We start from the raw sequence: 21,784 nt of genomic DNA, 5'->3' as shown, positions 1-21,784 counted from the left end.
TTGCTTATGCGGAAACGAGTCACCACCATAGTTACAGCGACTATTCTCCTCCTCATTTTTACCAGTTACTACCGCTCCTTTACCGTACACGTGACCAAACCCGCTCCTCATATATCTTCTGAATCTGCCGTAACTAAACCAGGCAGCCCCTCGCCTCCGGTATCAGCTTCTCCAGTCTCTTGGGCAGGAGAAGCTGAGGGCAAGCGTTCCCCTGCAGGACCTATTATTTACCGGGATAAGGTAGTGGCTTTAATTTATCATCATTTTGCTCCCCAAGAAAGCGACATTACCATCTCCCGTGAGCGTTTTGCCAGCCACCTGGATATGCTGGCTACCAAAGGCTATCATGTAATCAGCCTGGAGGAACTCGCCGGTTTCCTGGCTGGAAAACCCATCCCTCCCAATGCCGTCCTTCTCACCATAGATGACGGCTACACCAGCATCTATGAGGTAGCTTTACCTGAGCTCAAACGAAGGAAAATGCCAGCAGTGGTATTTGTAATTGGAGCCTATATGGGCAAGACTTTAGGGGTGTTACCTCACTTCGGCTGGGAGCAAGCCCAGGAGATGGAGGCTAACAAGATAAGTATCCAATCCCACACCTATGACCAGCACAAACTCGGCCAGGGCAAAGACGGCAAATTCCGTCCCTTGCTGGAAGGGCCCCTGGCTGCAGAAACCGAGCAAGATTTTGAGAACCGCGTTTTCCAGGATCTTTCGCTTTCTAAAAAGGATCTAGATTACCATCTAGGCCGTACCAGCTATGCTCTGGCCTGGCCCTTCGGGCGGGCAAGTGAGGAGGCAAGGAAAATAGCGGCTAAAGTCGGTTTTAAGCTTATCTTTACTGCCGATTATGGCGTCATCACCCGGCAAAGTGACCCCTTGAAACTCCCCCGCATAAATGCCGGTTCGCCCAAGATCAGCGCCTCCCAATTAGATCTTTTGTTACGCCAGGCAACAGGCACCTCTGTACCTAAGACCGCAGAAGCAAGCCTCTCTCATAGCACGGCCAAGAAAAAAGCCAACTAGCCCTATTCTTTTCTTAAGTATAAAAGGGGGAACAGTCTTATGTTGACTGAAGAGTTGCATAGATTTAGCCAGACTTTGCATTTGTCTGCAATCGGCATAGCGCCGGTTACACGTTTTCAGAAAGCCCCGCAAGGGCACCGTCCGGGTGATTTTCTACCCAGGGCCAGGAGCGTGATTACCTTTGCCTACCGTCTTAATGACGGGCCCTTAAACAACCTTCCTCAAACCCGGAATCAGTACATGGTGGAATTTGACGCTGTAAACCGCATCTTGCTCGATGCGTCCCATAAGATTGCCCGTTTCTTGGAAATGCGAGGATTTGAAAGTATTCCTTTCGGACCGGAAGCAGCCATAGGAGACTATCCCAGACTTAAGGCCGATTTTTCCCATAAGCATTCCGCTGTTTTTTGTGGTTTGGGAAATTTTGGCATTAATAACCTCCTGCTTACTCCGGAACATGGGCCACGGGTGCGTCTGGCCAGTGTGATTACCACTGCCGAACTGGAATATAATGAGCCCTTATCCAACGAGCTTTGTAAAAAATGCCTGAAATGTGTACAGGCATGCCCTTCGGGAGCACTGGAGAACTGGGAAGGGAATTATTCTCCTGAAACTGGTTGGACAATTAACAAAGAAAAGTGCGCCCATTACATGTTTGTGGCCAGTGCCGGAAAACGTTGCGGTTTATGTGTGGCTGCCTGTACACTGCGGACATCGGGGTTTTGAATTTTTCCAAAGTGATGGTAAAATCACCGAATCGTGGCCTACATATCCCTAAATAGCTGCGTATAGCGCTTCAGACCTTGGTATCCGGTACCTCTAGGGGTAGTTTTCTCGTTCGATAAACCCACAAATACTTCCACTAGGGACAACAGTATAAACCTTATACCTAACTTTAAAGTCAAGTGATTTTTGGCCTGAAGAGGAAAACCCAAGGAAAAATAGCTACTTACCGCCGACTAATTTTTGAAATTTGCTGGCGAGCAGGTCGGGGCCGCTGTAGCCCACCACTTGATCTATAATCACCCCTTCTTTGTTTACAAAGAAGGTAGTAGGAATTCCCTGGATCTGGTATGCCATGGTGACTGCTCCCTCCTTATCCAATAGCACGGGGAAGGTAACGCCGAACTTGTCAACAAATGCCCGCACACCTTCGAGGGAATCTTGAAAAGTTAAGTTTATCGCCAGGATTTCCAGCCTCCCCTGGTACTGGTTATACAATTTAACCAGTTCAGGTGCTTCCAGCCTGCAAGGCGGGCACCAGGAGGCCCAAAAGTTGATCACCAGCGGCTTTCCCCTCATTCCGTCCAGGGAATACTTTTTGCCGTCCAAACCCGTCAGTTGGAAATCCGGCGCCCGGAAGCCGACCTGGGGCGCTGTTTTTAACAAGTTGGCCGGCTGAGTTGATCCCGCGGGGCTTCCGCCGGCCCAAAGCTTAACATAGGTGAGAATCGCCAGGCTACCGATAACAGCAACCAGCAGCAATGCCCTTTTCATTTTTATTCTCCTTCCACGGGTATTAGGGTTTACAACGTCCAGTAGGTAAGCGTATCGCTAATACCGAGTAAGAGCAAAATGATTCCGGCAATCTTTTCACCCCCGGCCCGTCGAGGTTAAAATCCGGTAAAACCGCCATAAAGGCGAATTAAGAATGCCGTTATTCTGGTTAGCTGACCCGTATACAGCAGTACCCCTGTCAGAGCCATTATGGCCCCGCCGATTTTCATCGCCAGGTGTGAATAGTTGACGATCCATTTTACTTTCCCCACAAAGAAAGCCATCAGAAAAAAAGGAAGAGCGAAACCCAGGGTGTACGCCGTGAGGTAGATGAGCGCCCGGTCCGGCTGGGTGATGCCTAGTGTTAGCACTGCCGAGAGAATGGGTCCCACGCACGGCGTCCATCCCGCGGCGTAGGTAATCCCCACCAAAGCGGAGCCCAGGTAGCCTCCGGGTTTATGTCTTAATTGCAGGCGCCTCTCTTGCATCAGCCATCGCGGTTTAAAGATTCCCAGCATCACCAGGCCCATCATAGTCACCAGAACACCGCCGGACTTGCTGATCAAGGAGCGATTTGAGGTAAACAACTCACCAATCCAACCCGCAGACATGCCGAGGGCAAAAAAGATTATTGAAAAGCCCAGAATAAAAAACAGCGTATGTAACAGGGCATTCCTTTGTATCACCCCTTCTTCCAAGTCCTTTACTGAGACTCCTGTAACATAAGCGAGATACGAAGGGTAAAGCGGAAGGCAGCAGGGGGAAAGAAAGGAAAGGAAGCCTGCCCCGAAAGCGAGCCAAACCGTCAGATCAGCTGCATTCATGATTCTACCCTCCCGCATGCCGATACTTTGTTTTTTGTTCGCGCATAGCACACTTAACCCTCTCATCTCCGTGGCAAAGCATTAACCGTTTTGTCCCCGTGAACACTACCATGTGTAGTGTTCCTGTCCAAAAAAATAGTTTCAGCACAAGCCACTTTCAGCTTCATAGTCTGCCTCCCCGGGAAATCTCAGCAGTCGGTTGGACAACCTTTTACTCTGGCGAAGATGATAGGTCAGTCAGCCCTCTCCTAGACACAGCCGGACAGAAACGCGGCCAGCAAACCCAGGAACAGCACCAGTGTGGTGGCTGCTTGCCGTCCAGGTAATACATCAAGGTTCACTGCCTCATTGGGGGATACCAATTGGATGATACGCAGGCCAATAGTATCCTGTGTTTCCGCCAGGGAAATACTGGTATCTAGGTCCGTTGAGTGACGTATTACTTTGAGCAAGGCCGAAGAAAGATACAATTCCCCTCCCGAAGCGGTTACAGCCGCCTGGTCAGCGGCCAGTTCTCTGGCCTGCTCGTAACGTAAAGCCAGGTACCTTGCCAAGGGAAGAAAGAAAAGCGCCGCACTCATGGCCCGACTTAAAAGTGTTTTCACAGGGTCATGGCTCCGGATATGGTGGTACTCGTGTAAGAGAACAGCTACTAATTCGTTTTCGCCGAGTACGGAAGCCAGCGCCCGGGAGAAAACGAGCTTTGGGTGCAGGAACCCATAGGTAAAGGCAAAGGGAATGCTGCTCTCCAGGCAGACCAACTGGCACCGCAGACCTGTCTCCGCCACTAAATAGTTCACTTTAGCGGGGCAGGTAGTTTGCGCCTGGTCCACTTTCTCCTTTAAGCACCGGAAAGCGGATAATTGCGCTAATAAGGAACGGAGAAACAAATAAAAAATGCAGAAAAACAAAGCTAACAACAGAGGCATGGTTAGGGCGTGAAGCGGGTGGCTTGCGAAAAATGTGGGGCAGATTTTTATTGCCACCATCCGGTGAGTAAGAATTTGCCAGTCCCGGTAGATACCTGCGGCCAGCACGCCCAGCGTCCCTACAAACAGAAATGTTAGCCCGTAAAAGGCTGTCAAGGCCTTACCATGGAAACACAGATTATTTTGGTAACGGCTACTCTGTTGCCTTGTCACCTTTACCTGCATCCTTTTGTCTTTGAACATATTCTTCCAGGGCCCGCAAGTATGAAGGGTCGGCTTTTTCCAATGCCTCCACGAAAGGGGCAATGGCCTGTTTTCCGAAATCCCTGATCAGTCCCTCGGCCACCTGGCGGGAGATATTCCTTAAAAATTGCTCCTTGGTTTGCACGGCCCTGAAGCGGTGAGCCTCACGCCCCGGTTCGCGCTGGAGGAGCCCCTTACCGGTCAATCGGTTCATCACCGTCATCACGGTATTAAAAGCAATGGGTCGTATGGTGCGGATTTCCTCCCAAACCTCGCGGATGGTAATTTCCCGATTCTTTTGCCAGATAGTTTCCATCACTTCGGCCTCCAGGCTGCCTAGAACCCTTGCCAGCCCGTGTTTTACTAGGCTAAAAGAATGGATTTTATCTCTTCTGGCCATCCACAGTCATCCTTACACTATGCTATGTAGTGTTTGAATTGATTATATGTTTTCTACCCATATGCGTCAAGATATAGGTTTATCGTCCGGCCAGGAAGAAGGGTGCTCAGCAAAGAAGCGTCCGTAGTCACGGTAATCGTCGAGAGTTCTCTTGGAGGCACCTTCGGCTTGCTTCTTCAAGATGAACTCCTCCAGTGCTTCCTGCTATGTGGTGGGTGCTGGATTAAGCCTTAAAACCTGCATAGAAAAGTTTAAGCCTCCCTTTCGCATTTGGCCGGTAGGAGGCTTTTTCATGAGCAACGGATTTACGGTGCTTTTTGGAAGCCTGAACCAACTCTAAAAGCCTTGATTCATAAAAATGGCAGGGGTGGCAGGACTTGAACCCGCAACCAACGGATTTGGAGTCCGCTACTCTGCCAGTTGAGCTACACCCCTGCACTGGTTTTATTATAATCTTTAATTCTCTTGCCAGTCAAGCTATTTGGTCAGGAAATTTTTTATTAGTGCTAAGGAAGGTTTCTAGGCGGCCGAACCGAATATAGATATAACGTAGAAGCGCATCATAGCATTAGTCTATAATAGTAACGCACAGCAGTATGGGTATTAGGCAGGTAGACTTTAAAAGGAGGCTCCTCCAAACAACCATGAAAATCGCAGTCCTCATGGGCGGCCCTTCCAGTGAAAGGGAAATATCTCTAAAAAGCGGTGAAGCAGTATACCAGGCGCTACTCTCTAAGGGGCACGAAGCTTATAAGCTCGACCTTTCTCCTGCAACTGCTTCCGAGCTTCTGGCTACTAGGCCAGATTTAGTTTTTATCGCTCTCCACGGGAAGCCGGGTGAAGACGGATCGGTGCAGGGCATGTTAGAAATACTGGGAATTCCCTACACCGGCAGCGGGGTGCTGGCCAGCGCCCTGACCATGGATAAAATTGTTACTAAACGCCTGCTGCAACAGGCCAATATACCTACCGCTCCTTTCCTGGTGTTTTCCGCCAGAGAGTGTGAAGGACCGGCTTTATCCAGGACCTTAGAAGATATCCAGCAGAAAATGGGTTTGCCCGTGGTAATCAAAGCTCCCACTCAAGGTTCTACCATAGGTACTTATATAGTACGTTCACCCGAGGAAATAGAGGTGGCCCTGGCAGGGGCCCTACAATATGATAGGCGAGTTCTGGTAGAGAAATTTCTCCCAGGCCCGGAAGTAACAGCAGCCGTGCTTGGTAACGAAGTGCCTGAGGTGCTTCCCCTGATAGAGATCGTATCCCATACCGGGTTTTATGATTATACGGCAAAATATACTCCCGGGCTAAGCGAACACCTTATTCCGCCCCGCCTGCCCCAGCCTGTGTTGGAGGAGACGGCCAGAATAGCCAGGGAGACTTATACCCTTTTAGGCTGCCGGGTCTTTGCCCGGGTAGATTTCATTGTGGCTGATGGTCGTTATCCGCAAGTGCTGGAGGTAAATAGCGTGCCGGGATTAACTTCCACCAGCCTGGTACCTGATGCTGCCCGCGCCGCGGGTTATACGTTCCCGGATCTGATCCAAAAAATAGTTGAGCTGGCTCTGGAAGGAAAGTCTTAATTACCAGGTAGTGAGCTGGCTTTAATTTTGTGCAGGAGGACAAATGATAACAAGGAGCAGAGGCCATGAAAAGTAAAGAACAACTGCTGCGGTTGTTAAACGCATTGGACGGCAAAGGATATAAGGCTTATAAAGATTTATATGGTGTTTATCGCCTTGATTATTTCACCCTTTATTGTGATCATATTCAGGGGGACCCCTTTGCCAGCCCCTCGCGCATCAGGGTAAGGGTTGAACAGAGCAAGGCTGACTGGCCTGCGGAACTTTGGGCTAGTAAAATCCGCCGTGTAGCTTTCGAGGATTTTTTGGCCCGGCGGGTAGCCAGGGCTATTGCTACCCTGGGACCGCGGCGGCGGGGTACGGGAAAGAGCGGCTTGATAAGCATTGATAGCGGCGGGCAAGAAATTTTACAGCGTACCGCCGTATTAGTCACTCCGGACTACATTGAAGCCAGGTTGTCCATAGGATTGCCGGCCAGGGGCCGTACCATTCTGGGACGTGAAGCGACAGAGCTGTTGTTGGGTGACCTGCCCCGGATTATTGAAACCGGTCTTCTTTGCCATGGACCTGAAGATATCCGGGCTGCGGGAGAACACGTTGCTGTGGCCGAAGACCAGGAAGCCTTGAGGGAACAGCTGTCCCCGGCCGGGCTGGTGGCTTTTATAGGTAACGGCTCCCTTTTGCCCAGGCGCAGCGGCATCAGCCAATTGCCCCTCCCGGCCTCCAAGGCCATACCTTTCCGGTCTCCACCCTCCCTGGAAGTGGAGTTAAAGGCCCCCAATGCCGGCCGGGTAAGAGGTATGGGTATCCCTAAAGGTATAACCCTTATTGTGGGTGGGGGTTTTCATGGTAAGTCCACCCTGCTGCGGGCCATCGAACGGGGAGTATACAACCACATCCCCGGCGATGGCCGGGAACGCGTGGTCACCGTGGCTGATGCGGTTAAAATCCGGGCTGAAGACGGGCGCCGGGTAGAAAAAGTAGATATTAGCCCCTTTATCAACAATTTGCCCTACGGCCAGGATACCACTTCTTTCTCCACCGAGGAAGCCAGCGGCAGCACTTCCCAGGCTGCTAATATTATGGAGGCTCTGGAGATCGGTACCAGCCTGTTGCTTATTGATGAAGATACGAGTGCCACTAATTTTATGATCCGGGATCACAGGATGCAGGAGCTGGTAGCCAAAGAAAAAGAGCCCATTACACCCTTCATCGACCGCGTGCAGCAGCTTAAAGAGATGGGAATTTCTACTATTATAGTAGTAGGTGGCTCAGGCGATTACTTCGATGTAGCCGATACAGTTATTATGATGGATGCCTATATCCCCCAAGACGTGACCGCCCGAGCCAAGGAGATTGCTGCCAGGTTTGCTACCAACCGGCGGCGAGAGGGTGGGCCTTTCGGGAGCGTTCGGGAGAGGATTCCTTTTAAGGAAAGTTTTAACCCGTCCCGCCAAGGTAAAACCAAAATTCGCGCCCATGGTGTGGACGAGATTACCTTTGGTTACGAAGATATTGATTTAAAATATGTAGAACAGCTGGTGGATCCTTCCCAGACGCGGGCCATTGGGGATATAATCAGGTACCTAGCCGAGCGGTACTGTGATAATCGCCGCACTTTGCGCCAGCTTATTAGTTTGGTTTTAGAGGACATCGAGCAAAAAGGCTTGGACATAATTTCTCCTTTTTATGGACAACACCCAGGGGATTATGCACGCCCCCGGGCCCAGGAAATCGCAGCCGCTATCAACCGCCTGCGCACTCTTAAAGTGCAGCTTAAATAACTTTTCAAGACGAGATATAGCAGGAAAATCTTTCTGTTTGTGGAAAAATATTAGGTTGAATTAAACTTGTAGCAGGGGCCCAGGGGGGTCGAATATTATGGGCAATTCCTTTGAACTAGATGAACGTACTTATATAAGGGAAAAGCTGGCCATGGTAGGAGAACTAGCCGCGGGAATGGCCCACGAAATCCGCAATCCCCTGACTTCTATCCGAGGCTTCTTACAGCTTTTACAGCGCAAGTACGGTCGGCAGGGACCTGAACAAGAATATTTCCAAATTATGTTGGAAGAATTGGACCGTATTAATCTTATTATTAAAGAATTCCTCTCCCTGGCCAGGCCGTCTCAACCCCAGTTGAAAATTACCGATATTAATGAGTTGATTTCGGAGGCCCTGCTTTTAGCCGAACAGGAAGCACTGATGAATGAAGTTATGTTAGAATTTATTAAGGGTGACAATCTACCCTTGGTGTTTCTGGACCCGGCGCAAATTAAACAGGTGGTTCTCAACTTGGTCTCCAATGCCATCCAGGCTACGGGCCCTAAGGGGCACGTACAAGTAAGGAGCCTTCGTGACCCGGAAGAAAACATGGCGGTTATCAGCGTTAAGGATAATGGGCCCGGCATTCCGCCGGACAAGCTCCATTTGATTTTTGAGCCCTTTTATACAACCAAGGAAAGCGGGACGGGCCTAGGGCTCACTTTAAGTTTGCGTATTGTGGAAAGTCATGGAGGAAAAATAAAGGTAAACAGTAAGGTAGGAGCGGGAAGTTGTTTCAACATTTATTTGCCGTTACCATAATCACCATTTAGTGGATATTGTGGATAAATTTGTAGATAACTTGGGGGAGAAATTATGAAGCTCACTAACAATGCGCGCTTGATTTTGGAAAAGAGATATTTGCGTAAGGAAAATGGTGTACCTGTCGAGACACCGGAAGAGATGTTTTTACGCGTAGCCAGGGCAGTGGCCAGTGCCGAAAAGGAATTTGATCCCCAGCTCCCCCCTGATAAGCTGGAAGAATATACCCAACGCTTTTATGACCTCATGACCAGTTTAGATTTTTTGCCCAACAGCCCTACCCTTATGAATGCGGGCCGCCCCCTAGGCCAGCTTTCGGCCTGTTTTGTTATACCGGTAGAAGACAGCATGGAGGCGATTTTTACTGCGCTGAAACATGCAGCTTTAATCCACAAGAGCGGGGGGGGCACTGGTTTCTCCTTCTCCCGTTTGCGCCCTAAAAACAGCCTTGTCCGTTCCACCGGAGGGCTGGCTTCCGGCCCGGTATCCTTTATGAAGGTGTTCAATGCGGCCACCGAGGCCATAAAGCAGGGCGGGACACGCCGCGGGGCCAATATGGGAATTTTAAGGGTAGACCATCCCGATATTTTGGAATTTATTTCCTGCAAAGAGAATAATAACGAGCTCACCAACTTCAATATTTCGGTGGGTTTAACCAAGGAATTCATGGAAGCTCTGGCCCGTGATGATTACTATGATCTAAAATTTGGCGGTAAAGTGTACAAGCGGCTCAGGGCACGGGACGTATTCGAGGAAATTGTCAGCCATGCCTGGGCCAACGGGGAACCGGGCATTATTTTCCTGGACCGTTTAAATGAAGGCAATCCTACCCCGGAGCTGGGAGAGATCGAAGCTACCAACCCTTGCGTGACGGGTGATACGTGGGTAACTACCAGTGAAGGCCCCCGCCAAGTGCGCGAACTGGTGGGCCGGCCCTTTGAGGCGGTGGTTAATGGGATACCTTATCGCTCGGGCAAGGAAGGCTTTTTCCAGACGGCGATAAAACCTATCGTCAGGCTGCGCACGCGGGAAGGTTATAGCCTACGCTTGACCTTGGACCACCGGGTCTTACGCGTAGTTGACCGGACGCGCTACCGTATCAGTTCTGAGTGGGTACAGGTCAAAGAGCTGAAACCCGGTGACCAGATTCTCCTCCAGAACCACCGGTCGCTGGCCGGCTGGCCCGGTGAGCTAACCGAGGGTGAAGGGTACCTGCTCGGCCTTTTGGTGGGAGATGGGGTACTGAAAAAAGAGACTGCCGTTCTCTCGGTTTGGGCAAGGGAACAAGCAATCCACGGCTTTCCTCAAGAAAGCGGCGCATCCTCAGTCATGGAGCTGGCCTTGAGGTATGCAGCAGACTTACCTCACCGTTCCCACTTCCTAGGCTGGTCCCCAGTGAAAGGGCGCGGCGAATTCCGCCTCAAATCGGCTGGCCTCAAAGCTCTAGCCGAGCGCATGGGCCTGCGCCCGGGCGGGAAGACCGTTACCCCTGAGATAGAACGAGCTTCCTCAGACGGTTACCGGGGCTTCTTGCGCGGCCTTTTCGACTGCTATGCTTTAGTCCAGGGAAGTCAAGAAAAGGGTGTTAGCATTCGCCTTGCTCAAAGCGATCTTGAGTGCCTAAAGGCTGTCCAGCGCATGCTCCTTCGTTTAGGGATTGTAAGCACTATATATGAGCAGCGGCGTCCGGCCGGCAGTAGACCCATGCCAGATGGTAAGGGGAGTAAACGCGAGTATAACATAAAGGCGCAGCATGAGCTGGTTATCTCGGGGGATAACCTGGTTATTTTTGCCGAAAGGATCGGCTTTGGCGACAAGGAAAAGGCGCAGAAGCTCAGCACGCTTCTGGCAGCCTTTCGGCGTAAGATGAACCGCGAAAGGTTCGTAGCCACAGTTTTGGCCGTGGAGGACGATGGGGTAGAGGAGGTATACGATGTTCACGTTCCCGGCATCAACGCTTTCGATGCCAACGGGATCTATGCCCATAACTGCGGTGAGCAACCTCTCCTGCCTTACGAAGCCTGTAACCTGGGTTCCATTAACCTTTCCCATATGGTGGAGGAAGGCAAAATCTTGTGGGACAAGCTGGCCGATACTGTTTACTGGTCGGTGCGGTTTTTAGATAATGTAATCGAAATCAACCAATTCCCCATCGACAAAATCACGGATATGGTGCGGGGGAACCGGAAGATAGGGTTGGGAGTCATGGGATGGGCGGACATGCTCTTTAAGCTGCGGATCCCTTACGACTCCGAAGAAGCAGTGGATCTGGGATACAAAGTAATGTCCTTCATTCAAGCAGAGGCGATTAAAGCTTCCGAAAGCCTGGCAGAGGAGAGGGGCAGTTTTCCTAACATAGATAAGAGCATTTATCGGGGTACCAAGCGCCGCAATGCCACCTGCACCACCATCGCACCTACCGGCACCATAAGTATGATTGCCGGAACTTCTTCCGGTATTGAGCCCGTCTTTGCTCTGGCCTATACCAAAAATGTTCTGGATGGGGAAAGTTTAATCGAAGTAAACCCGGTTTTTGAAGAATATATCCGGACCAATTTTTCTCTAGAGGAAGCCCAGAACATTATCAGGCGAGTGGCCGCCACTGGCAAGGCGCGGGATATCGCCGAGATCCCGGAAGATATGCGGCGTGTTTTTGTGACTGCCTTAGAAATAGCTCCGGAATGGCATGTGCGCATCCAGGCTGCCTTCCAGAGAGCTACGGACAATGCTGTTTCCAAAACTGTTAATTTCCCTCCTACGGCTACGAAAGAGGATGTGCGCCGGGTCTATGAGCTGGCTTATCAACTGGGGTGTAAAGGGGTAACTGTTTACCGTTCCGGCAGCCGCGAACAGGAGGTTTTGGTGACAGGGGCCCAGCCTAAGGACAAAGGTGAAACTAAGAATAAGACCTATCCGCGGCCGCGCCCCAAGCGCACCATCGGGGTAACCGAACAGGTTAAAACGGGCTGTGGCAAGATGTATATTACTGTCAATTACGATAAGGAGGGCTTGATTGAGACTTTTATTACTACAGGATCTTCCGGCGGGTGCAGCGGTTTTACCGAAGGGGTGAGCCGGCTAATCTCCCTGGCTTTACGAGCTAACATTGCGCCTGAAGCTATTATTGACCAGCTTACCTCTGTGAGCTGTCCCAATTTTTTGCGGCGCCGGGCCACGGACAAGGATATCATAGGCAAGTCTTGCCCGGACATCATCGGCCGCGTCCTGGCCCAGGAGCTTAAGAACTGGCAGCAATATGGTCCTAATCTTTGCAACAATATAGCCGCGGCTCTGGAGGAAATCAGCGCTACTGTGGAAAACTGCAGACCGGGAGATTGCAAGGCCAATGAGGATGAGCTAATTAAAAAAGGCATTTGTCCTGAGTGCGGGTCCCGCCTCCGTTACCAGGAAGGCTGCGTCACCTGTAGCTGCGGTTTTAGTAAATGTGGATAATGGAGGCCTGTTTGATTGCGCATCGCTGTTTTCTCTGATAGTTACCTTCCCTACAGGAGTGGCGTAGTACGTTCCGTTGAAACCTTTGCTAAGGAGCTTAAGCAGGCGGGGCATAAAATTTTTATCTTTGCTCCGAGCTATGGCCCCGGCGAGCAGGAAGAGGACGTTTTCCGCTTTCCCTCTGTGCGCGCTCCTAATTTTAAAGAATTTGCCGTGGCCCTCCCCTGGGCGCCGGGTTTAAAGCAGACTCTCCGGCGTTGGCAGGTGGATTTAGTCCATGTTCATTCTCCCTTTCTGGTGGGGGGCCTGGGGGCCAGGGTAGCCAGAAGCTTGGGCCTGCCACTGGTTTTTACTTATCACACCCTTTACGAGCAGTATGTGCATTATTTTCCTCTGGCCCCGAGGATGGCCCGGTGGCTGGTGCGCAGGTACACTATCTATTTTGGCAACCGGTGCGACGCGGTGATTGCGCCTACACAAGAAATTGCCTCCTTTCTGCGCCATAATGGCGTTAAGGTTCGCATGGAAACTATACCCACTGGGATTGTACTGGAGGATTATCGAGAGGCCGATCCCTTGTGGCTGAGAAGGCGAACGGGCCTGAGCGAGAAGAATGTAATTCTTTTGTACGTGGGACGGCTGGGAAAGGAGAAAAACGTTGATTTCCTTTTGAGAAGTTTTGCCCGCTTGTGGCGGGAAGCTCCCTTTGCCCACCTAGTTCTGGTGGGCAGCGGGCCGTGGGAAAACTTTTTGCGGCAAGAAGTAAACCGCCTAGGTATAGAGGGAGCTGTACATTTTCTGGGGGCTTTCCCCTTTAATGAGATGCCCAAAATTTACAAGGGAGCCGATATCTTTGTCTTTGCCTCTACGACGGAAACCCAGGGCCTGGTTATTGCTGAAGCCAAGGCTGCCGGTTTACCCGTGGTGGCGGTGGCTGCCTATGGGGTTAAAGAAATGGTACACCACGGCATAGACGGCTTTTTGGTTCCGCCGGATGAAGAGGTGTTTGCCGCTACAGTTAAGGAAATAATTTTTAACAAAGATCTGCGCTGGCAACTGGGAGCTAATGGCCGGGAAAACGCCCGGAACCTGTCTTCTTCAGCTATGGCTAAGCGTTTAATCGCCCTTTACCAGGAACTGATAGGAAACAAGGAGTGATATAAAGTTGTCCGTTCGTGTGCGTTTTGCGCCGAGTCCCACAGGCAGCCTGCATATCGGGGGTGCCCGTACAGCTCTTTTCAATTGGCTTTTTGCCCGTCGCCATAAGGGTTCGTTTATCTTGCGCATTGATGATACCGATCTCGAACGTTCTTCTGAGGAGTCTTACCGGCAAATTTTAAGCTCCCTGCAATGGCTGGGGCTTAATTGGGATGAAGGGCCTTATCTGGAGTCTGAGCGTCTGGAGTTATATCGCCGGGCAGCAGAAAAGCTTTTGAATGAGGAGAAAGCTTATCTCTGCTATTGTACCCCCGAAGAGCTGGCTGCCCGTCGTCAGGAAGCCCAGGCTAAGGGGCTGGCCCCCATGTATGACCGCCGCTGCCGCTATCTTACACCCCAGGAGCGCTGCCGCCTGGAAGATGAGGGAAGGCGGCCCGCCATACGTTTAGTAGTGCCGGATAATGGTGTTACCGTTGTCTCGGATGTCATCCGGGGGCAAGTGGTTTTCGAGAATTCTACCATTGACGATTTTATAATTTTAAAGTCCAACGGCATGCCCACTTACAACTTTGCGACCGTGGTAGATGACCACGATATGGGAATTACCCACGTGATTAGGGCGGAAGAACATCTGTCTAATACTCCTAAACAGATACTGGTCTTTCAGGCCCTGGGGTACGAGCTTCCGGCTTTTGCCCACGTACCCATGATTTTGGCGCCCGATCGCAGCAAATTGAGCAAAAGGCATGGGGCAACCTCGGTGGAAGAATATCGGGAAGCAGGTTATCTGCCGGAAGCCATTATAAATTATCTGGCCCTTCTGGGCTGGTCACCGGATGGGGAAGAGGAGATCTTACCCCTAGAAACGATTATTCAACAATTTTCTCTGGAAAGGGTATCCAAAAACGCGGCTATCTATGATACCAAAAAGCTTACCTGGATAAACGGCCATTACTTGCGGGAGGGTGATCTGGACAGAATTACTACGCTGGCCATACCCTTCTTGCAGGCCAAAGGGCTGTTACCTGATCCTTTCCCGGAAGAGAATTATTCTTACGTGCGGGCTGTGGTAGGAGCCGTGCGCGACCGGGTTAAAACCCTGGCAGAAGTGGCCGAGGCCGCGAGCTACTTCTTTGCCAATATCTCTGAATACGAAGAGAAGGGTGTGTGCAAATTTTTTGCCCAGCCGGGGGTTATTGCTTTACTGGAAAAGGCTAAGGAAAGGTTGCAAGAGCTGAACGTTTTTACGGCCGAGACCACGGAAAAAGCTTACCGGGCCCTGGCGGAAGAGCTCAATATCCCCGCCGGCCAGCTTATCCATCCTACCCGTCTGGCTGTTTCGGGACGTACCATGGGGCCGGGGCTCTTTGATATTTTGGAGCTCCTGGGCAAAGATAAAGTAATTGCCCGGCTCGACCAGGCTGTTAAATGGATACGTCAAAATTTGCCGACGCAGGCTAGGGGAGAAGAGCCTCTTTAAATCGCCCTTGACTGGCGTATCCCCAATTTTGTTCCGAGGCCTGCTTGGCTTCCGCTCGCTCCGGAAACCCTCGCGGGCCAAACTATCACTCAGCCTCAAGCTCCGGCGGACTTCCCGGCAAATTCGACATCCTGTCTCAGTTGCCGGCCTCGGCCATCCATGGCCTCGGGTCCGCCTCCGCTTTCGGCTTCGTTAAGTTTGGCTACCGCTCGGGTTTAGTCGCTCGCTTCCAAGCCCAAGCAGGCCTGGCCTGTAAAAAGTGGGGATAACTCAGGCCCCTTGACCCTTGACGAAAGCCGTACTCCGTGCTATTATTAATGTTGCTGGACGCTGCGGGATGGTGTAACGGTAGCACCCATGACTCTGGATCATGTTGTCCTGGTTCGAATCCAGGTCCCGCAGCCAAGAGAAATCCAGGCCTCCCGGGATGGGGAGGCCTGAAATTTTGCCCCATTTGACCCCTTATTTGACCCCTACGGGGAGAAAAGGAAGCTGTCAAGTGTATCTAGGTAATTTTTCTGATTTTATCTCCTTCAATGGTAATTGGGTATTTATGTAGAGCCAGCGACCCAGCGAGCCAAACGTATAGATAGAAGTTCGGCACCAATCGCCAGGTTCTCTGTTAGGTAGCCCATCCGCCTCTTTCCTCGCCCAGTAGCCGTTGTTAATGTCTTTCTTCTCGGCTGCTTCTTCTCCCGGCGCTGGAGGCCCAGATACCCTGATCATCTCCCGCAATGTCCCATTCCTTAGGGCACACCTTAGCCGCCCCAACCCTATACCCGAGCGCAGAGCGACAAGGGAGGCCCTCATAGCCCGGGGCTTACCCGAAGACTGTGTTTATGAAGAAACTACTTCCCGTAACACCCGAGAAAACCTGGAAGGCGCTCTCTCTATCATGCAGAGATATGGATGGCACCGGGCCATCATCGTGACCCATGATTTTCATTTGTTGCGCGCTATGAGAGAAGCTAGAGAGCTGGGTATGGAGGTTTCGGGGGCCGGGGTTCATAGGACGGTCCTAGTAAGGCCTCCTTTAGTGTTAAGGGAAGTGGTGGCCAACCTGGTAGGTTTGATAAAGTAGGTGTTGTGTTATCGCTTCAGGTAACCTAGGTTATACTCACTTCTATGCTTATCTTTTTTCTAAGAAAGCCTTTAGTTTTCTTCACTTGGCCAAGTAGGGGAAAAATTTTTTGCCAAGAATGCAACCTTTTTCCTTTCATTAGCGTCAATATGGTAGAATAGGGAAGAGGTGATCCCTATGGGCTAGTTACACGCAAGCCGTTTTTAGTTTAAGGTTAATACCTAAGATGTCAGGGGTCATGGTCAGCGGTCGCAAAATGTGAATGGGGAGGTTAGCCCTTATTTATCGTGGAACTAGGTAAACTCTTTTCGCTCTTCCGCAAAAGAGGTAATGAGGTGGAAAATTAGCTTTTGGAGGAGTGAAGAAATGAACGCTAGGAGAAAACGGGGGTATTTGCTGGGGATCGTTCTGCTTTTGGCCGGTTTGCTTATTTTTGTTTCGGGGAGAGCAGCCGCACTTTCGGCGGAAAATATATCCTCCGGAGAAGGCAAGAGGCCGGCGGTGATGGCAGAGGAAGGCCAAAGGAACCCGCACATATCTGAACGGGAGGCCCTGGCCACCATAAGAGAGGCGTTTCCCTATCTTCCTACTGCTGGGACTGAGCGGATCGTACTAGAAGAAGATGGTTACCGCGGCCGAACAGTGTGGCGTATCGATGCAGAAGACCGTCTGTTCTACCGGCCAGGTTTCCCACGGGGTTACCGGGCTGCAGTAGACGCAGCCACGGGGGAAATCTTGGAGATGTATTGGTATTCAGTACCCCAAGTAGGGACAGAAGAAGGTGGGGGCATCATCTCCCGAGATAAGGCACGACAAATAGCTGAGAGTCTCGCCCGGCGGCTGCAGCCGGAGAAGTTTGCTCAGATGGCTTATGAACCCTATCCATCCGGCTATTTTGGCTACCCTAAAGGTTCTTTGAGCATCGCCTACCATTTCTCCTGGGTTCGCACCCACAACGGAATACCTATAGGCGACGATGGTCTCCGCATCTCTGTGGACGCGGTGACCGGCAGGGTTACGGGCTACAACTTACTTTGGCGTGGGGATATAAAGTTGCCCTCTGAGGGGCCCGTGTTAGAGGCCCATGCGATCCCTGCACGGGTTGCGGAAAAAGCGGGGATGGTGTTGGTTTATGCGGTATTCCCTGAGGGTGCAGGGGGGTCACCTCAGGTGAAACTGGTCTACCAGGTCAACAGCCGGTATTCTAGCATGGTGGATGCCCGTACAGGGGATTTCCTTAACTTTCAGGGAGAGCCGGCTAAAGAATTCATATTGTATGCTCCAGAGGATTACCTACATATTAGAGGGGACATGAATCCTACTACAGCTCCCGCTGCAGGGGTTGACCCGATTAAGGCCAGGGAAGCTGCCGAGAGGTTCTTTAAGTTCCTGGGATATGAAGGGCAGGTGGAACGGTCTGGTGGAGGCGAAAGCAGCGGCCCCTTGGGGAGGCGGTCGTGGTGGAGCTATGTACTGCGCTTAGAAGGGCAGGAAGGATTTGCACCAACTGTGGGCGTCGACCCGGTCACTGGGGAAGTTGTAGAATTCCACGATTATATCTTCCGCGGGCAACCTTCTGGGCCTGGAGGAAAACGTCTTACGCGAGACGAAGCTCTGGCCGTAGCCCGAGACTTTATCCAGAAAGTTAATCCCGCCTATGCGCGCCATGTAGCCTTGGAAAGAAGTCCGCTAGAATGGCGGCAGGACGCAGAAACTTACTCTTTCCGGTTTTTCCGGGTGGTAAACGGCGTACCCTTCCCCATGGACGGCATCGAAGTAAGTATTGGTTCCGACGGCCGGGTGGTGGGCTACCGGTGTGAGTGGCACAGGGTAAGCTTCCCGCCAGCCGAGGGCGTCATTTCTCCGGCAAAAGCAGCGAGCAGGTGGGCGGCTCACGCTGCGTACAAGTTAAAGTATTACCTGCCCTGGACGGCCGACGGCCGCAGGAAAGATGCGCAAGCAAAGCTCGTATACTCTTTGGCACCTCAGGTAGAGGCGGTTGATGCGCTCACCGGAGAGGTATTGGGCCCTGATGGTCGGCCGTGGCAAGGGGCCAGAATGGGTTATAACTTCCAACAAAGCTGGGCGGCGGAAGCTCTGCAGCTTTTAGCCGAAAGCTATCTTCTTCCTGCACCGGAAAAGTTTGTGCCGTCAGTGCCGGTGACCAGGCGGGAGGCCGTCAGGGTACTGGTGGCTGCCGCCAGGCGCTACTATGGCCGCGCGGAGGTTCCCTCTTCTCCTAGTTTCAGCGACCTGCTGCCTAATGATCCGGACTTCGGCACGGTCGAGACCGCGGTAGCCTTAGGTATCCTGCCCAGGGGAGGGTCTTTCGCTCCAGATAAACCTCTAGACAGAAAAACACTGGCCGCGTGGCTGGTCAATGCCGCAGGGTATAGTCAGGCTGCGGCCATCCCCAACCGGATCACCTCGCCCTTTGCCGACACAGCGGCCCTTTCCGGACGGGAACAGAACTACATCGGTCTGGCCTATGGGCTGGGGTTCATGCGGGGAGACGGAACAGGAAGGTTCCGGCCGGAGGACCCGGTTACCTGGGAGGAACTCGCCGCCGCAGTTATTCGGGCGCTGCCGTTTCTGGAGGGCGGACGGGGATGGTAGCCCCTTTCTGCCCTTCCAATGGTGTCCGTTCATGATACTTTGGCCTACGGCAACGAAAGGGGTATCGCAGTGTTCGGCACGGACGGTAAGGGGACCTAGACGACCCCTGACCGATGACCCCGACCTGGCTAGGGCGATGGCTCCCAGACCGCTCGGGGACTTCAAAATCCTCCTGGTTCATACTCTGTATTTCGCGCTCCAAGCGGCACTAGCGGGCATTCAACTGCAGCTTCCCGGCCATAGCCGCGGCAGACAGGTCCGGCTGCCTGGTCACACAGAAAATTGCAAGAAGGGGGTGGATAACACCGGTAACTTCGTTGCCGTTTGAAACGGGTAACGTCATATGTCAGGGGGAATTTATCCCAAAACTCGGACCCGACAGTGAAGGAGGAAGAGTCGAATGCGTAGAGTTGTTTTCATCTTCCTGGTTCTCCTGCTTTTATTGTGTGGAGGTGTTTCCCTGGCTTTTGCCCAGCCGTTGGATAGAGGAGAGTTGCTGGGCGTTTTCCCGGAAGCTCCTGACCTGGATGAGCCGGTCAGCCGGGGCGCCTTCGGGGCCATGCTGGCCAAAGCGGCCGGGTTGCCAGCAGCGAGCAGCCAGGTTGACCTGGGGACGGATGTAGACTCACAGAGCTGGTTTGCTCCCGCCCTGGCCGCACTCAAGGAAAGGGGAATTATGGCCGGGTATCCTGACGGCACCCTGCGGCCCAACCAGCCCGTAACCGGGGCGGAAGCCGCGGTCATGGTGGCTCGCGCCCTGGGTTTGTTCGGCACCACGGGTCGGCCTGAAGCCGGTCCTTTAAAATCCGACCATTGGGGCAGTGCGCTATACAACTGGCTGGTGAACCAGGGGCTGGTTTCCGCCCTGTCTAATCCGGAAGGTACGCTTACCGTAGGAGAAGCGGCCGACTTCCTGGCCCGCGTTTTCGGCAGCGACCCGCGGGCGGTGGACATAGTGGAAAAGAGCGGGCGAGCGCAGGCCAACGCCAAAGCTGTACGTTTCAAGGCGTTTATTGATATGGTCATGCGGCCCCGCACCGGGATGGCCGAACAGGTACCCAGTTTGAGCAGCTCAGGGGAAATGAGCATGGAAGTAGTTTTCCCGGCAACCATGCACCAGGTTGCCCGGTGGCGGTTTGCGGCCACCGGTGGTCCCGCCGCAAAAGATGAGCGGCAGCTGCCGGAGCTGGAAATGGAACAGTACCTGGTGGACGGAAAAATGTACATGAAAATTACCGACCCGGCCACCGGCCAAGCCGAATGGATACGCCTGCCGGAAAATGCCATCCCGGACCTAGAGGCTTTGATGAAAGAAAGCCTGGAAGCCAGCAACTTAAGCGGCGGCAGGATACCGGAAGAATTGAAGCCCTATTTTCACTACCAGTTCCTGGGTACTACGGAGAGGGACGGCCGCAAAGTGTTTGAGATCGGTTACTACGGGCGGATTGACGATCTGGCTACCTTCTTCAAACTTGCTGTACCCCAATCAATGCGCGGCACGCTAGACGGGCTGCAATTTGAGCGCTCCTTAGCCGAAGCGGGGAAATTAATCAAGTCCATATCCTACTGGGGCAGGGACTACATTAACGCTGACGACTATTTACCCCGCGGTGGCGAGTTAAGAACGGTGTTATCTTTTGCTGACCGGTTCCAAGGTGAGGTAGTACCGTTTGAGCTGATCGAAGTGCGCATGCGGGTAGAAGAGTGCGCCTACGGCGACCAAATCAAGATCGAGCTGCCGCCCGAAGCCCTGCAGGCCAAGGAAATGCCGCAGTCTCAGGGAGAAACTTCAGGCAAGTAAGACACTATGAACCAGAGCTGCTACAGCCCGTCGGGGGCGTGCGGACCGGGCTGGCCAGGACAGGCATATGTGATAATCGATAACCATACGGGTCAAAAACGTCCAGGAGGGATAACTTGGAAGAAAATCTACGGTGGCACATCCATTGCGGGCACGCAATATTATATACCAGACGATAAGTAAAAATCTTGTCAGGAGGGGGTAGTAATTAATTATGTCTGAAGAAGCTGTAACCCAACAGCAGGTAATCAGACCAGGCCAGTGCCCGCCAGAAGGGTGTCCACCACCTACCCGCATTGAATGCATTGTAGTAGATAAAGTCTATGATAGCTGCTTCCAAGTGGAAAGCCGGACCAGGGATACCACAGTAACCACTGGACTCACCGGTGAATTTGCCACAGGTACTTTTACCGTGGGCCAGGCCATACCTTGTAGTCTTACGCCCAATCAATCTATCTCCTGTAGCGTCATAAATAAGCAACCTACTACAGGCGGGTTTGCAAATCTTACTCTGGTAGTTTCTGTACCTATTACTCTGACTAATCCCAACGCAGCTACCGAAACTGCCAATAGAGTGTTTACCTTTACGAAGATTGTTACCCTCTGCGCACCCGATGGGGTTACGGTAGACTGTAGCGAAAGCACCTTGCTCTTCTGTAATTGCGTAGTATCTGCCGTGGGTGTTGGCAACATAACTGTAACTTGTGACTTCCAAGTTTGTGTAGTAATTAAAACCCTGCTCACTGTACAACTCCTGGTTCCCAGCTACGGTTTCTGTGTACCAGCGCCTTGTGTAGTAGCACCGGGTGTGTGCCCGCCTTCTCCGCCACCCCAGTGCTTCTAACTCTAAAAAGCACCGTCTCCTCGACGGTGCTTTTTTAACTTATTTGGTTTTTTCATTCTTGGTTACCAACCTAAGACTCCACGCAAGCTCCTTTAAGCTACTCAAAGGATCAGGTATACGAAGAGAGGGAGAGGTACTGTTGGGTGGAACAGATGGAGGTACTTCAGCCGGGATATAGGGCTCGTAACCGTCAAATATAACCCACTTTTTGCCCTTACGTAAGATAAGAATAAAGAACCCCCACCGATTTCTGAGATGGG

General features: G+C 52.1%; 17 protein-coding genes and 2 tRNA genes. 13 read left to right on the top strand and 6 right to left on the bottom strand.

From position 1 onward, the window contains the following. Positions 1-6 precede the first annotated feature (6 nt). Positions 7-1,029, top strand: a complete 1,023-nt coding sequence (locus tag AC1BI1_RS11925; protein ID WP_476717518.1) for a polysaccharide deacetylase family protein — start codon at positions 7-9, stop codon at positions 1,027-1,029. 39 nt (positions 1,030-1,068) lie between these two features. After that, on the top strand, positions 1,069-1,755 hold the full coding sequence (locus AC1BI1_RS11920) for a 4Fe-4S dicluster domain-containing protein (protein ID WP_476717517.1): 687 nt from the start codon (positions 1,069-1,071) through the stop codon (positions 1,753-1,755). A gap of 219 nt (positions 1,756-1,974) precedes the next feature. Here the strand turns inward: AC1BI1_RS11920 and AC1BI1_RS11915 are convergent, their stop codons facing one another. The 6 genes from AC1BI1_RS11915 to AC1BI1_RS11890 form a co-directional block, all read right to left on the bottom strand. Next, positions 1,975-2,526 (bottom strand): TlpA family protein disulfide reductase, encoded by a 552-nt coding sequence (locus AC1BI1_RS11915; RefSeq protein WP_476717516.1) that lies wholly within the window; start codon positions 2,524-2,526, stop codon positions 1,975-1,977. 29 nt (positions 2,527-2,555) lie between these two features. Beyond that, positions 2,556-2,618 (bottom strand): SipW-dependent-type signal peptide-containing protein, encoded by a 63-nt coding sequence (locus AC1BI1_RS11910; RefSeq protein ID WP_476717536.1) that lies wholly within the window; start codon positions 2,616-2,618, stop codon positions 2,556-2,558. Between the two features lie 24 nt (positions 2,619-2,642). Continuing rightward, entirely contained in the window at positions 2,643-3,350 is a 708-nt protein-coding gene (locus AC1BI1_RS11905; protein WP_476717515.1) for a cytochrome c biogenesis CcdA family protein, read from the bottom strand. Positions 3,351-3,598: 248 nt separating this feature from the next. Beyond that, entirely contained in the window at positions 3,599-4,279 is a 681-nt protein-coding gene (locus tag AC1BI1_RS11900) for a M56 family metallopeptidase (RefSeq protein WP_476717535.1), read from the bottom strand. Positions 4,280-4,472: 193 nt separating this feature from the next. Then, complete coding sequence (locus AC1BI1_RS11895; protein WP_476717514.1) at positions 4,473-4,922, bottom strand: BlaI/MecI/CopY family transcriptional regulator; 450 nt, start codon at positions 4,920-4,922, stop codon at positions 4,473-4,475. Positions 4,923-5,281: 359 nt separating this feature from the next. Continuing rightward, positions 5,282-5,357 (bottom strand) — tRNA-Trp (locus AC1BI1_RS11890). A 209-nt stretch (positions 5,358-5,566) separates the two neighbouring features. Here AC1BI1_RS11890 and AC1BI1_RS11885 point away from each other — a divergent pair. The 11 genes from AC1BI1_RS11885 (at position 5,567) to AC1BI1_RS11835 (ending at position 21,524) form a co-directional block, all read left to right on the top strand. Beyond that, positions 5,567-6,505: a D-alanine--D-alanine ligase gene (locus AC1BI1_RS11885; protein ID WP_476717534.1), complete on the top strand. Its 939-nt coding sequence runs from the start codon at positions 5,567-5,569 to the stop codon at positions 6,503-6,505. Between the two features lie 65 nt (positions 6,506-6,570). Then, a complete protein-coding gene (locus AC1BI1_RS11880; protein WP_476717513.1) occupies positions 6,571-8,289 on the top strand; it encodes an ABC-ATPase domain-containing protein in 1,719 nt (572 codons plus the stop codon). A 97-nt stretch (positions 8,290-8,386) separates the two neighbouring features. Further along, complete coding sequence (locus AC1BI1_RS11875) at positions 8,387-9,091, top strand: two-component system sensor histidine kinase NtrB (protein WP_476717512.1); 705 nt, start codon at positions 8,387-8,389, stop codon at positions 9,089-9,091. Positions 9,092-9,145: 54 nt separating this feature from the next. Next, the gene (locus AC1BI1_RS11870; protein WP_476717511.1) at positions 9,146-12,544 is read left to right on the top strand and encodes a ribonucleotide reductase N-terminal alpha domain-containing protein; all 3,399 of its coding nucleotides are present in this window, start codon (positions 9,146-9,148) and stop codon (positions 12,542-12,544) included. 15 nt (positions 12,545-12,559) lie between these two features. Then, complete coding sequence (locus AC1BI1_RS11865) at positions 12,560-13,702, top strand: glycosyltransferase family 4 protein (RefSeq protein WP_476717510.1); 1,143 nt, start codon at positions 12,560-12,562, stop codon at positions 13,700-13,702. Between the two features lies 1 nt (position 13,703). Then, positions 13,704-15,182 carry a glutamate--tRNA ligase gene (gene gltX, locus AC1BI1_RS11860; RefSeq protein ID WP_476717533.1) on the top strand — a complete coding sequence of 493 codons (1,479 nt, stop codon included), beginning with the start codon at positions 13,704-13,706 and terminating at the stop codon, positions 15,180-15,182. Between the two features lie 331 nt (positions 15,183-15,513). After that, positions 15,514-15,587, top strand: a tRNA-Gln gene (locus AC1BI1_RS11855). A 262-nt stretch (positions 15,588-15,849) separates the two neighbouring features. Further along, complete coding sequence (locus tag AC1BI1_RS11850; RefSeq protein WP_476717509.1) at positions 15,850-16,263, top strand: YdcF family protein; 414 nt, start codon at positions 15,850-15,852, stop codon at positions 16,261-16,263. 366 nt (positions 16,264-16,629) lie between these two features. After that, positions 16,630-18,879 (top strand): YcdB/YcdC domain-containing protein, encoded by a 2,250-nt coding sequence (locus AC1BI1_RS11845; RefSeq protein ID WP_476717508.1) that lies wholly within the window; start codon positions 16,630-16,632, stop codon positions 18,877-18,879. 400 nt (positions 18,880-19,279) lie between these two features. Further along, positions 19,280-20,680 carry an S-layer homology domain-containing protein gene (locus tag AC1BI1_RS11840; RefSeq protein ID WP_476717507.1) on the top strand — a complete coding sequence of 467 codons (1,401 nt, stop codon included), beginning with the start codon at positions 19,280-19,282 and terminating at the stop codon, positions 20,678-20,680. A 214-nt stretch (positions 20,681-20,894) separates the two neighbouring features. Beyond that, on the top strand, positions 20,895-21,524 hold the full coding sequence (locus AC1BI1_RS11835; RefSeq protein ID WP_476717506.1) for a hypothetical protein: 630 nt from the start codon (positions 20,895-20,897) through the stop codon (positions 21,522-21,524). Positions 21,525-21,784: the final 260 nt, after the last annotated feature.

Source organism: Thermanaeromonas sp. DSM 22490, from assembly GCF_056378755.1.
Note: the sequence above shows the minus strand (reverse complement) of the source record. Positions and strands in the feature narration are given on the sequence as shown.